Raw genomic sequence first — 12,283 nt, 5'->3', positions numbered from 1 at the left:
GGCAACACCCCGCCTGCGCCGGTGCTATGGACCATGCTGGGTGCTCGGAATGCGAACACACCATCAAGCCTCGGCGGCCGAGAACTGTATCACCTCACTCACCTCTGGTCACAAAACCACCGTATATGAAGTTCCGGTTTCCTGCCAAAGAGAGGTTCCAGGATCGCGCCGGCCCACTTGGTTCGACAGCAGTCACCTCCTCCCAGGCTACATCGCCCTCAGCAATAGCGGAAAAGAAACCGTCACTAAAGCCCTTCAGCTTTGTATAGCGTAGTTGCGAAACGCGAGTCGGGGTCTGTTTGCGCCAACTCGTTAAAGCTTGCCGAAGCTCTTCAGGCAAGTCTCGAGCAACCTTGAAGTTGTGGCCACTGCGTTTGCTTTTAGAGACGGACGTGTAGACGAGATGCTTTATAAAGTCGTCGTGTGAGATAGGAAGGTAGCTGTTGCAATTACCCCGAGAAGACATCGCGGCCTCTCGAGCTGCCTGCACCGCCCGTTCCTTGGATGTCGCGCCGATCCTGCTTCCGAACGCCTCAAGCGCATCTGGGTCAGACGAAATAAAGCGCCAACTTTCAAACGGTCGGCCATCTCGTCGACTCACCGCCTTATGCACCTTATGCCGCACTTGACCTCGAATGCCGAACTTGTGAAGAAGCGTTCCGATTTGGCACAACATCCGTTCGTTCGCTAGGCCAACTTCAAGGGCCCACGTGTCCTTGGAACGGCGACAGATGCATCCATCGCATGCGATAAACAAGTTGAGAAAGCGTGCAAGCTGTTGCTCCTGCAGATCGAACAGTTCGTCAGGTATGAATTTGGTTTTGCTGCGCAAGCCCCATACACCGTGTCTTTCCAGCATTTGGCGCATGCCGTTCTTTGAGCCCGCTTGAGGCCCGCCGGTCCGATCTCCATTCGTCAATTGCCAATTCAACCCGTCCGTCGATTTCGGAATCAATCGATAGTGTGCGGCGGCATCCGCCATAACTTGAATGATTTCGGGGGTCTGATTGCAGATACCGTAGTTGTGCCCCTCTGCGAGCCACAAGGCAAGAAGGTCAACCTCATGCCCAGGGAGGATACGTCCTCCGAACGCCAGCCTCTTCGGAACCGCGACCAAGTCGCCTAGCTTGATCCTTTTCGCATCTGTCCACACACCATTAGCCAAGAGCAGGCGATCCGCAGGGCAACGTAGGGACCGGTAGGCTGTCTTGACAGTCAAACCCTCGGAAACACCTTTGGCAACAACACAAATTACCTTGCTCGAATCAAGGCGATAGAATTTTTCATTCAGCGAGAGGATTGAATCACCGCCCTTTAGCGCTTGAAACCAATGCTCTCTTCCGCAGGCCATACTTATCGTAGTGCCGTCCCTTCGGAAGCGATCGTGTGCAGTTCGCGGAGAACCCCACCCCTCCTCCTCGGAAAACAAATCCATCTGCATCGATCTGCCAAGCATCTGGACGTATGCGGAGGATCCCATGAGGTTCCCTAGGTGGTTAAGTTTCGTGCCCTCTCTCGCCTTCACGGAAGGTCACAACGCGCCCAGAACAACGTTAGACCGATCAACCCAAACAGACGATCGCCGCTTCAATAGAAGCTTTCGATCCTGGAGTTGCGGTTCTGCACGGGCTACAAGGACGCGCCCAACTAGACCGCTGGAGGCGCTCTCTACCTTCATCTATCGCATCGGGGCCCGTTTTCCTCGGTCAACGTCCTTTACGGGCTTTTCGCCTTTCTTCGATGTGCACACGCATTTCGGCGACGACTTGATCGTGTGGAATGAGCTTGCCGTCATCAGCTTCGGCGAGGCCCAGCGCGACCTCGCGACGGAACCACCACGCATCATAAGCCACTGCATCGTCAACGCAATCCTGATCGGTCGGAATATGTGCAATTGGAACTCTCATCGCCGCCCTCCCGCTAGTTACAGTCAGTCCATCCGACTCTGCTCGGATGCGTGGTGGCAGACAACCATCCTTGACGCCACCAACGCCATCGCGCGCTCGAACGGCTTCTATCGTGCGGGTTCTTCTCGATCGGCGCGCCGGCCGTCCGGTGAAACCAGCCGTCTGCGAAGGCGTCACGCCTGATGACCCACCGCCGAGGCTTGCGATGCTTTCGTCTTTTCGCCATGCGCGCACGCAGGTCAGCCATTGCAACGTCGTGTGGGATACTCGGGCGGGGATCATCGAGTGCCCGCTGGGTATGCTCTCGCGCCCACTCGTCGTATTCCTCCTCGGTCATGTAATTGAACGCGGGATACATCGGATGTTCTTGGTTCGTTAGCGGATTCGACATAGCGAATGTTTCGCGATCAGGCTGCTGATCGGTTGAATAATTGCAACTATACGAACCACCCTCGTTAGTAACTGTTCTCTCACGGATTTTTTCGTTGAGCCAAGCGCTCTCGCATCAGTTCGTTCGTCCGTTGTAGCGATACTTCGATTCGGTCTATCGTCGCAAGTATGCCGTTGACTTCGTCGTCGAGCATGTCGCGCAACTCGTCGACGCGCCGCTCTATCTCGGCCAGCTTGGCTAAGATCAGGTCACTTTCCTCGGACTCGTTCAATTGTCCCTCCGGTTTTACAAGTGCCTCATCTTTGCTGGCACGAATTGCCCTGTTCGATTGGGCTTAGTGCCCTGCTTTGTCACCCGCCGTCGCCCGGGTCTCGCAGAAGGAAATCGATAGGCGTCGCGGGCCACTCTTTGGCAGCAAGCGGGCCCCATTCCGCATGAGTATTCTTAGGGTTCCATTCTCGCCAGATTCGTCGCCGCTGACAAGCAAGTCACCCGTTACTTACCTTAGGTATCCGATTCATTGCAGAGATGAAACGAAATCAAGGCAATTCGCTGACGAGCTTAAAACCGAATTATTCGCGCCGAGTTCTCGGCATTCACCGCGACTCACTGACATTCGTCGAGTTTTGTATGCCCAGTGGCGATGTCACGAGTCAATCCTAACAGACGTCGTGGCGACGAGCAGGCCCGTCGCTCTGCCACTGGACTCCAGACGAACCACGAGGCGCGTGGCACGGTCCGTCACGGCGCGGGGCCACCTACTACCTACACGCCATCCGGAGAATTGCCCCTGAGCGCCCCAGAAACTTTCGGCGCCACTTCTGAACACAGCGGGCCGCGCATCCGGCGGGCGCCGGCGGCGAAACCAAGTTTTCGGGCGCACAGACCTGCATATGTCTTTGTTTCTGCTCACAGAGAGCAGCGTTTGCTAATAACTACCTTCTTACCTTTCTCAATACCGCCTTGGAGAGCATCTCAGACGTCTCCCACTCTCTAGCTCTCCCCTTACTCGTCTTGCTACGACGCCCCCCATGTAGTCAGTTCGTCTCCAATTCCAAAACCACCCTATCTCGTCCACGGTAAGTCGCAATAGATAAGTAAGCGGTGACTATACTGGTCTGTGGCACGACATCCGTCCTTTCCTTGCCCGTGGTTTTCGGGCGTCCTTTTTCCATCATCCTTGGGTATCTTATGCAGTCGCAAAGAAGTCTCTGTCAGAGGTTCATGTTTCGCATGTCGGTCGACTGGCTCTCGTTCCGAGTGCGACTGGCCGAAACCACTCAAGCGGCCGCGTTCAAACAACGATTCGAGGCTCGAGGTGTCTCATGGGTCCAAGCTCACAACGCCGGCCCGGGAAACGCCGCGACGAACTTCTCGGTGCGTGTCCAAGATCTTGAGGCCTTCTCCACGGTCAAACAACTCCTCGGCGAAATCAACGTGTGGAAGGGAGTGTTGGCTCCCGCGCGGATCGACGGAATTGAGATATCGTTCGACGCGACCCCGTGTGAGCCGGATCCTGAAGCGCTGGAAATGATGACCTTCCGACTGATGCGGCAGACACTACCTCCCATGATTTACAGCAACGCTAGGATCGTGGGTGCCGACCGTCGGGAAAGGCCGCTGCTTTCTGCGCAGCGATGCGCACTGTCCAGCAACACAACGCTTTATATAGGGGATTGGGGAAGAACGAATAGCCTTCCCGCCGAAGGTTTGGGGATTCGGGCCTACAAGAAGACAACCGACAACAATAGGTCACTTCCTGAGGCTCAGCACCGCGCTCGGATCGAAGCGGTCATCTCCGGGTCAGACCTCGATCACTATGGCCTTTCGGACCTCGACTCGCTAGGTGGGTTCCGGTTTGAACGCTTGGCGGGCCTGTTTCGCTTCGCAACACCCATACCTGGCCGGCTGGCCGAACTCTATGTCAAGCGGGATCATCCCGGGCATCTCTACTACCGCCAGCGTGGAGTCGATGAGACGGCCCCGGCATGCATCATCAATCACCTGGGCAGAAGGGACAGTCGTGGCAGGTGGCGCTCAAAGAGCAGCGTGCTTGGCATTGAGCCCGAGATGACTGAAATCGCGCGCGACCAGCTGCGGAAGCTGACGAGGAGATTCAACGATCGTTGCTTGGCGAGCATGCGTTCCAACACGAATTCGAGGCGCTGACAGTCACCGTTGCTTTCTTCGGCATGTTGCGGTTCTCCCTCGATTGGATTCCCGTTGTCACCGGACGTGATCTTCTGTTCGACGCTGCAGCACGTGGGTGTGCGCAAGGGGCCTCTTTGGACTCGCCCGACGACCAGTCGAGCAGGAGAAAGGCGCGGTTCGCCTTCCAGATCTACCACGGGAGATCGAGAAACCGTGTTCCTGCAGCGCTAAAACATCGGTGTCGCAGTCGAACGGGAACCTTTGGGAACATCGTGCGCAGGAAGGGAACAGGCTTCCCGACTCCGCGCCTCACGTCCGAGCTGACGGTCACGTGCGACTGCCACACCGAGCAACAAGCGATCGGACATCTATGAGCACGCCCTGGGGCGTTTCGGGGCTGTGAGTGGTTACCCGCGCCCAACGGGGCGAGCGGGCCGCTCTTTGTCGAGCATGGCAACAGGCTGCATGTGGGCGAGAGCAAGATAGACATGCGCGATCGACCCCGACGTCGCGGACCTAGCTAGGAGCTGGTGATGACGGAATGCGATGAAGTGGCAGAAGGGATGCGCGACGCCTTTCTCAACTGGGTTTCGAGGAGGATCGCGAGTTGACCCACTATGCCGCGCGCCGCTACGTGTGCAATCAGCTGCCCGACGAGACACAGACGATCCGCGAGAACGTCGCCTTGAGCCTCTACGCCACCGCGCGGGTGCGCTCGGACAATCGCTCGACGAAGGCGCGCATCGAGGCAATGGATAGCCCGCTCGCCGGGAGTTGGTGACTAAAGTTTAGGCACAAGGTGCCGATAAGCAAGCGTGAATACCTGAGAGGAGGAAATGGTGAAGAGAATTCTGGCGGCGCTGACCGGCGCATTGATCTGCGGGCACGTCGTGGCGGCACCCAATTGGATTTTCTACTCGAAAGCGCCCGCCCAAGACTGGTATGTCGACGCTAATTCCATTAAGTCCGCCGGCACAAATGGTTACAGCCTTTGGATGAAATACGTGATGACAGGCAGCGATCCGAAAGTCGCGCCGGGGGTTTCGCAGGTGGTCATCCATGCGTATGGCAAGTGTGGTGCCGCGAGCCTTATCCTCGACAGCATTGCCGCTTTTGACGCCGCTGGCAACGTGGTGGCGACGCAAGATACGGAACAGAAAGTGGGCATGCCGCCCGGCAGCATCTACGAAGGAATAGCCTCGACGGCTTGCAAGGTGACTCAGGCCTCGAAGTAATGGTTTGTCCATGAGTGGTTGGTATTCGGGGCGCCTCGGGCGCCTCTTTTTTTGCCTCCAGCACCACGCCAAGGCTCGCGTGCTATCGCGTCGCGCGCAATCGTTATCAGCGCTCACGCGTCCAAGATGCAAGCGCCGGGCCCGAAGACCCGTCTCTACAGTGATACCTGTCGCGACGCATTGTGCTACAAGAAACGGGAAAGGAAGAACGGTCCTGAACCACGCGATTCGAGTTGCTCCGAGATGCTCAGATTTCAATTTAGCGCGATACAGCGCACGACTCGTCGCCTCCCTTGGCTCCTCCGAGTTCGCGCCGTCCGCTGAAGCGCTCGCCCGCGAGTGTCCGCAGACGCTCGACAACCTGTATCGCGACGCCTACGAGGATGCGATCGACGCCATCCAACCACAGCATCGACGTCGTGCCTGTCTCTATGGTTTACGCAGCCGCGAAGGTCATGTTCGCGCGCGCAGCCGAGGGGAAGCTGGTCTACGACCTGTCCGGTGACTGCGCTGCGGACGGTGCGTCCCCGTGGGAATACATCTGCTCCTCGCCCGAAGAGTGGGCCGCGTGCTTCGCGCGCCGCCTGGTCGAGACGCAAGGTGGCCACGTCGAAGACGCAGAGGTTGATGCCGAGGTTGTAGGCCGCGTGCGCTACCCGCTGCGTCAAGCGGGCGTGCCACTCACCGACAAACTGACGACGATGATCTGCCACGACAGCGAGCCGCTGCTCGAAACGTTCAGCGAAGCGCTCCTGCCTGAATAACCCCCTGACATGCCGGGGCCGCGCGCCCGGGCGCGGCTTGAAGAAGCACATGAGCGAAGTGACGCAGATCTTCAACGTGGACATCATCCCCGCGATCTCGACCTGCCACGTCTCGCAGGAAACGGCTGAACAGCTGGATCTTGGCGACAGCGAGAACAGCTGGACGATCGTCGCCGCGTATGAGCGCGGCTGGTTCCTCTACGTGCAGCCGGAAGACCTGATGTCGGTGTCGGAGCTCGGCATGCCTGCTGACCTCGCAGACGTCATGGCATGGGGCCGCCGGCACAAGGTCCAGTGGGTTCGCATGGACTGTCGACACGGACTCGGGCACGACGCGTCCAGGCGCGACGTCGCGAACGATCGCTTGCGCATCTGGGCCGAAGCCCACCTCTCGCGACTGTTCTAAGCGCAGCGTTAGGCTCTCACTTAGCGCATACGAGTTTCATTACGTGCTCTCCTACCGAATCCGGCGTCACGTCACGTCGTGCGGTGGCGTCCGAATCGCTATAGATCAACTCGCCTGCCGGATTGTATGAGTGCAGGCTCAGCGTAGAAGTAGTGCCCTCGTCACAGTTGAAAGACCAGACTGCCTTTATTTCGCCAATCTGTCGCTTCGCAGGGTCCGCGCTGTAAGGAGGCTTGTAGACTGACCGGGTCCACACCTTTACGAAACCTCCGGATTTCTAATCGAAGCGGCATCTATGTAAAAGTCGGACTTAGCGTCGCTGCTCACCAGTTGCCAATCCGAGCCGAAGCACGTTCCTGAGACGCTTGCCAGCGTCACGCTGACTACCCATTTCCAAAACATCATTCGAGCCTTTATCAGTTAGTTTTTGGCGCGTCTTCCCAGACGCGCGCGGCGCAAACAAATGCCCGCATCAGTTCGCCTGCTGAACCGGGAACCGTCTCTTCATAAGGCAGGTTCTTCACCTCTTGGAGACTGCTGCCTTCATTATCGTAGCTGACGGCAAGCAACACTCTTGAGTCGTGAGAGGTGCAGCTAAACGTCTCATGCGAGAGTTGATAGGCGAGGGGCTTCATTCCGATCTTTGGTGGATTCTTCCGGAACACGAACTTCGTCCAGCCGGTGACCAAGGTGCCTTGACGCTCCAGACTGTCCTCGTCCACGAGATAGCGCACCTTTGGGGAAGCGGCGACCTCGATCCATTTTTCCGCAAACGCGAATCCTGCGGCATTCATCAAAGCAATGCCGATGACACTCATTTTGAGCAATCGATGGCTCATGTCTCGACCTTCTAATGATGATCCGCGCACGCATGTGAACGGCAGTTCGTGGATGAAATACAGAGTGTTATTTCATGCTTCGAGTCGTAGTATAGACGAGGCAAGCTATCTTGCTGATTCTAAACAAGAATATTGTATTTCCGTGATGCTCGCGTTTACGCGATCAATTCGCAGCCAATTCAGACCACCATGAAGAAGGCCCGACCCGCAATAGAGACACGGCCCGGGCGATCCGCATCACCAGCAATACCTAGAGAACCGTCGATCCGAACCATACTGACGCCGGAACATACGCAAGGTCCTGCTCGCCCGCCAAGACTCGGTAGCAATAATGAGAGAGATGACAACTACGGTGACAATCATGATCGAGTTCTGGCGGGATATTCCCGGCTACGAAGGCTTTTACCAAGCAAGCGACCTCGGCAACGTCCGATCAGTAGACCGCAATCACATCAACCACAAGGGCACAGTCCGCGTCATTCGCGGGAAGCTACTGAGCCTCGTTCCCGAGAGCGGAAGGTATTTCGTCGTGGAGCTAAGCCGCAACGGGGTGCAGAAGCGGAGATATGTGCATCAGCTAGTGATGGAAGCATTCGTCGGCCCGTGTCCGCCCGGAATGCAGGTATCCCACACACACGACCGAAACCAACAAAACAGCCGGCTCGGGAATCTGCGATACGACACACCGACAGGTAAAACAGGGGACACAGGGGACAAGTATGCCCATGGCACGCTCATCCGCAAGGTGAAACCGCCGAAGGCAGTCGCGGCAGTTCAGTCCACCCCGATTATGAGAAAAAGCCGTCTCACGAAGGAACACCAAGAAGAGATTCGGAGACGACGCGCGGCAGGGGAAACAGGCATGTCAATCGCAAGGGAGTTCGGAGTGTCCCAGCCGAGAATCAGACAGATTGTATTAGGAGTGTAGAGGTTAAAGTGAAGAGAGGGTCGTCACGTCTATAAGAGACCTTGTGGCTGGACCTGATCGTTGTCTTTCAATCGACGTTCCAGGAATTTTTCTTAGAGGACAGCCCGAAAAGCCCTGCGAATGGGCCATCACGCCCAATCCAATCAAGCCCCGGCCTATTTCTCCAAACTCACGCCCCTCCATAGACGTCCCATCGTCTAAGTATCGGCAAGCCGCGGCGGCGCCCCTATGGAAAGTAACCCCTCCAAAAACTTATGCGGCAGTGCCGTGGAAGAGATGGGCGCTCGCGTCCACGTATGTTCCAAGCCTTGCTCGGGAGAACGTGAAGCTCACCAACCAGCGCAGGGACAGCAGCATTCCCGGTCCTCTCTGCACGTTCGCCTGGCTAGAACCCGATTGCCGACTGCCCGTAAGGGCATACCGTAGACGACAGTCGAAGGCCCCGCTAAGGACTGCCGTTTCGAACCAGTAACTCTGGACATGGCGGCGCGCCAGAAAACTGCCCCTAAACCAATAGTGAAAGCTGACTATATTGTCTTTGCCTATCAACTTACAGGAGCAAGACGAATTTCAGTATTCAACGTCGCGGTAGAACGGCAAACCGCAAAAGCTAGAAAGCAGACCTACAACATTCAAGGGCGCCCATAATGACGACGACAACGATCAAGACAGTCTCCGCCTCGGCTGCTATTCACCTCTTGAACAGCGAGCTCGGTTCAGAAGACCACAACTCGTCAGATTTCCTAGCGGACAACATAAGAGGCCGCCAAAACATAGCGGGGTTACAACTGCTGCCTGTTGCGCTTCGTCGGTATAGAGGCGCATTTCGGCCCGTCTACGACCTCGAAGCGGTTCATGCCTTCATCAAGGACGTTCGAGCCATTGTTCCCTCCGCCGTGCCTGCTCCTGTGAAGGTGATGGCACTTGCCATCGATCAAACCAAACATTGGCGCATGAACAAGTTCGATCCGAGCGGCGTGCCGATAGCCATGCACCCATAGCCCATCAAAAGTTTTATAGTGCGGCAGTTCATGGCAAGACGAGTGGCGCAACATAAAAATCTTTGGTGAGCTATTCGCGCTCTGGACTGCGACTGTCCGCCGCGATGGCCTCCATCGTTGCCACCAGTGTCGCCAGTAAGTCAGGGTGATGCCGTCGCAGATGTTCATGGATTGTCTCGTTTCGCAGCAGTCGAGTGGTGAAGCCCTTGGCGACGACTAGCGTGAGCATCGTGTCTCCGATGCTCTCCTCGGCCGCTTGGCTGTCCAGGTTCAGCCGCTCCATCTCCCTTTCCATTCGCGCGAGGTCCTCTTGAGAGATCTCGCCGCCCTTCTTCGCTTTCGCCGGCTCCGTCAATGCGTCGGGGCGCGTGGTCGCCAGAAGCATCCCAGCGTAGCTCGCCGTGAAGCGATTCGCCGCGATCATCATTTCGCAGGCTTCGATTTGCCGCATTGGTTTCATCCTTTTCAAGATCGAGAAAACTCGTGGAATCACCATGCGGTCTTTGAGCAAAGAGACCGCCTCGGGAGCGATGCCGTCGAGCAAGTGAATTTTCTCCCGAACGCGTTTTACGTCCATTTGCAACGTCGCCGCGATGCGCTCTTCCGAAGCTCCCTTGGCCAGAGCCGCCCGGATCATTCGATGATCGTGAACGGCTGTGCTCCGGTTAATGTGACGATTAAAAGTGTAGCTCTCGTCATCAGACGAGACCATGCACGGCGCGGTTTGTCTTTTCAATTCTTTGAGCGCTTCTAGCCGAAGGCGCCCGTCAAGCAGGTAATATTCGCCCGCGTTCTCAGCCGATCGAAAAACAGCCAAAGGCTCAATCACGCCCAGCTCTCGCACGGAGCTAACAATGGTCCGAAACTTCGGCGTCGACAAGATTCGCGGTCCCACGGGCGCGCTCAGATGGATAAGGGCAATAGGGACTTCAATGATTTGCCGCTCAAAACCGTGCTTGACGCCGCTCATGGCAGTAGGTCCTCGGGGATGCGGCTTGCGAGAGCTTGCGGAATGTCTTTGATCCCTTCTGCTCGGAGCAGGGTGCGGAAGTGCTCGTCCGCAAGTAGCCTTCGAAACGTCGATGTAATCATAAGAAGCCGCTGCTCTTGAAAAGCCGCGTTTTGGACGATCCGCCTTTGACGCCGAGCCTCGGTTTGATAGGTTCGAAGCAATTTTTGTGGGGTGGGCGCGTCCTTGGGCATCGGCTTCTTGGAGTGGTAGGCCTTCCCAATCGCTTCCCGCTTGCTGATCAGCTTTCGCACCTTGATGAGTTGGTCGCCTTTAAGCGTCCCGCTCTCATAGGCGGCGAGCATCGCGGCTTGGATCTCATCGCTTGACGAGCGCGAGATATCGAGCGCCACCCACATGGGGATTTGTTTTTTCTCGACGGCACGAAGCAGCCTTTGCTCGCCCTTCTCCAACAAGTGCAGGATGTTGTTGATGTAGCTCGAATCCAAATTGGTCTTCTTCGCGATTTGCTCGCTTGTATATCCGCGATCTCTGAGGATCTGCAAGCCACTGAGAAGCTCCTCCGTCGTGTGGCGTCTCCTTGCGATGTTTTCCGTCAGACTGATGAGAAATCGCTCTACTCGATCCGCCTCGACCACGCAACACGGGATCATTGTCTCGCCAAGCGATTTCAGCGCCTCAAATCGCCCTTGACCGCACAGCACCTCGTGCCAAGGGCCGCCCTCGTCGTTGCCCCCGAAAGCCACGGTGATGGGGCGCTTCAAGCCAACCGTCGCGATATTCTCCACGAGTTGAGCGAAGAAAAGGCTGTTGCGAGTGCGCGGATTCAGGACCCGAAGGCGCCCCGCTGGTAATAAGGTGATCAGTTCCTCACGGGGCAGCGTGGCCCCCAACTCTTGCGTTTCACCATCCATAAGACGCTCCTCGCAAAGGCGCTCTTCGCCCCAAATAGGCCAACATCTCCAGGTCGTCAAAGCGATACGCCTCCAAGCCACGCTCATTTTGTTCGCCGATGCGCAGCATCGATTCGCCCATGCCCCATGCCGGCAGGAGGTAGTAGTCGCGGATGGCTTGAGCGTCCGGCTCCATTCGGACGGCGACGGTCAGATCGGGCCGCAGCGCGTGGTCCAGCCGAACAATCCACCGAAGGCGGCCGCCAGACGTGGCGCGGCATCGGCAGAGGACCAAAGAGGATTTGAACTCGGCGTTGACCCACAGAAGGCCTGTATCCGCGTCCGCCTCGATAGACGCCCCAGCGGCGAGCATTGCCTCCTTTGCCCGCCGGACAATCTCAGGATGCATGGCTCGCAAGCATCGGTTGATCTCGACATACTTGTAATCCCGGTCCGGGCGATAGCCGATGAGCGAATACGTCCGCAGCAGGCTTCCAAACCGGCCGCGAAATGCGCTGCTTGACGGGCAGCCCGGCGTCTCGTCGATGACTATTCCAGAAAGATAGCCGTGCTCTCGGAGCGCGCGCCGCAGGGCGTCGAGCATGTCGGAGTCGGTTAGCCGGTAAGAACGTGCAAGGATCATTTGGCGGGCCGCATCGAACAGGATCTGATCGACTACTGGCTCGAAAGCGTTGTCCTTTGGGCAGCGACAATTGTTTTGGCCGGTCGTTGACGATCGTTTTGGCCGGTGGTGAGGAGTCGAAGGGCGGCGCAGTCGCCGTAGACGATGAGCCACCG

14 protein-coding genes and 2 pseudogenes are annotated in these 12,283 nt (G+C 57.2%); 7 read left to right on the top strand and 9 right to left on the bottom strand.

Annotation, left to right across the window (positions count from 1 at the left end; translation table 11 throughout):
- Positions 1-94: 94 nt before the first annotated feature.
- From QCE73_RS00070 to QCE73_RS00060, 4 genes are all read right to left on the bottom strand, one after another.
- On the bottom strand, positions 95-1,480 hold the full coding sequence (locus tag QCE73_RS00070; protein WP_309879325.1) for an LAGLIDADG family homing endonuclease: 1,386 nt from the start codon (positions 1,478-1,480) through the stop codon (positions 95-97).
- Positions 1,481-1,706: 226 nt separating this feature from the next.
- Positions 1,707-1,907: an antitoxin gene (locus QCE73_RS00065; RefSeq protein ID WP_309879324.1), complete on the bottom strand. Its 201-nt coding sequence runs from the start codon at positions 1,905-1,907 to the stop codon at positions 1,707-1,709.
- A 13-nt stretch (positions 1,908-1,920) separates the two neighbouring features.
- Positions 1,921-2,244: a hypothetical protein gene (locus tag QCE73_RS39365; protein WP_404989754.1), complete on the bottom strand. Its 324-nt coding sequence runs from the start codon at positions 2,242-2,244 to the stop codon at positions 1,921-1,923.
- 133 nt (positions 2,245-2,377) lie between these two features.
- Positions 2,378-2,569 (bottom strand): hypothetical protein, encoded by a 192-nt coding sequence (locus QCE73_RS00060; RefSeq protein WP_309879323.1) that lies wholly within the window; start codon positions 2,567-2,569, stop codon positions 2,378-2,380.
- Positions 2,570-3,531: 962 nt separating this feature from the next.
- Between QCE73_RS00060 and QCE73_RS00055 the strand changes: the two genes are divergently transcribed.
- From QCE73_RS00055 to QCE73_RS00035, 5 genes are all read left to right on the top strand, one after another.
- Positions 3,532-4,467, top strand: a complete 936-nt coding sequence (locus QCE73_RS00055; protein WP_309879322.1) for a hypothetical protein — start codon at positions 3,532-3,534, stop codon at positions 4,465-4,467.
- A 589-nt stretch (positions 4,468-5,056) separates the two neighbouring features.
- Complete coding sequence (locus QCE73_RS00050) at positions 5,057-5,230, top strand: hypothetical protein (RefSeq protein ID WP_309879321.1); 174 nt, start codon at positions 5,057-5,059, stop codon at positions 5,228-5,230.
- A 55-nt stretch (positions 5,231-5,285) separates the two neighbouring features.
- Positions 5,286-5,684, top strand: coding sequence for a surface-adhesin E family protein (locus QCE73_RS00045; protein WP_309879320.1), 399 nt, complete (start codon positions 5,286-5,288; stop codon positions 5,682-5,684).
- 455 nt (positions 5,685-6,139) lie between these two features.
- Positions 6,140-6,448, top strand: a complete 309-nt coding sequence (locus tag QCE73_RS00040; RefSeq protein WP_309879319.1) for a hypothetical protein — start codon at positions 6,140-6,142, stop codon at positions 6,446-6,448.
- A 49-nt stretch (positions 6,449-6,497) separates the two neighbouring features.
- A complete protein-coding gene (locus QCE73_RS00035; RefSeq protein ID WP_309879318.1) occupies positions 6,498-6,854 on the top strand; it encodes a hypothetical protein in 357 nt (118 codons plus the stop codon).
- Positions 6,855-6,870: 16 nt separating this feature from the next.
- Here QCE73_RS00035 and QCE73_RS39360 read toward each other — a convergent pair.
- Both QCE73_RS39360 and QCE73_RS00030 read right to left on the bottom strand, forming a co-directional pair.
- Positions 6,871-7,119, bottom strand: a pseudogene (locus QCE73_RS39360) (surface-adhesin E family protein); the annotation flags it as partial.
- A 151-nt stretch (positions 7,120-7,270) separates the two neighbouring features.
- Positions 7,271-7,693 (bottom strand): surface-adhesin E family protein, encoded by a 423-nt coding sequence (locus QCE73_RS00030; RefSeq protein ID WP_309879317.1) that lies wholly within the window; start codon positions 7,691-7,693, stop codon positions 7,271-7,273.
- A gap of 361 nt (positions 7,694-8,054) precedes the next feature.
- Here QCE73_RS00030 and QCE73_RS00025 point away from each other — a divergent pair, with 361 nt between their 5' ends.
- On the top strand, positions 8,055-8,621 hold the full coding sequence (locus tag QCE73_RS00025; protein ID WP_309879316.1) for an NUMOD4 domain-containing protein: 567 nt from the start codon (positions 8,055-8,057) through the stop codon (positions 8,619-8,621).
- Between the two features lie 647 nt (positions 8,622-9,268).
- Positions 9,269-9,622: a hypothetical protein gene (locus QCE73_RS00020; protein WP_309879315.1), complete on the top strand. Its 354-nt coding sequence runs from the start codon at positions 9,269-9,271 to the stop codon at positions 9,620-9,622.
- Between the two features lie 70 nt (positions 9,623-9,692).
- Here the strand turns inward: QCE73_RS00020 and QCE73_RS00015 are convergent, their stop codons facing one another.
- From QCE73_RS00015 to QCE73_RS00005, 3 genes and pseudogenes are all read right to left on the bottom strand, one after another.
- Positions 9,693-10,592, bottom strand: a complete 900-nt coding sequence (locus QCE73_RS00015) for a plasmid partitioning protein RepB C-terminal domain-containing protein (protein ID WP_309879314.1) — start codon at positions 10,590-10,592, stop codon at positions 9,693-9,695.
- Positions 10,589-11,506, bottom strand: a complete 918-nt coding sequence (locus tag QCE73_RS00010; protein ID WP_309879313.1) for a plasmid partitioning protein RepB C-terminal domain-containing protein — start codon at positions 11,504-11,506, stop codon at positions 10,589-10,591. The genes QCE73_RS00015 and QCE73_RS00010 overlap by 4 nt, the downstream gene beginning before the upstream one ends.
- Positions 11,496-12,283, bottom strand: a pseudogene (locus QCE73_RS00005) (recombinase family protein); the annotation flags it as partial. The gene QCE73_RS00010 and the pseudogene QCE73_RS00005, both read right to left, overlap by 11 nt.

Source organism: Caballeronia sp. LZ029 (genome assembly GCF_031451275.1).
GTDB classification, from domain to species: domain Bacteria; phylum Pseudomonadota; class Gammaproteobacteria; order Burkholderiales; family Burkholderiaceae; genus Caballeronia; species Caballeronia jiangsuensis.
This window is presented reverse-complemented; position numbering and strand designations above follow the sequence as displayed.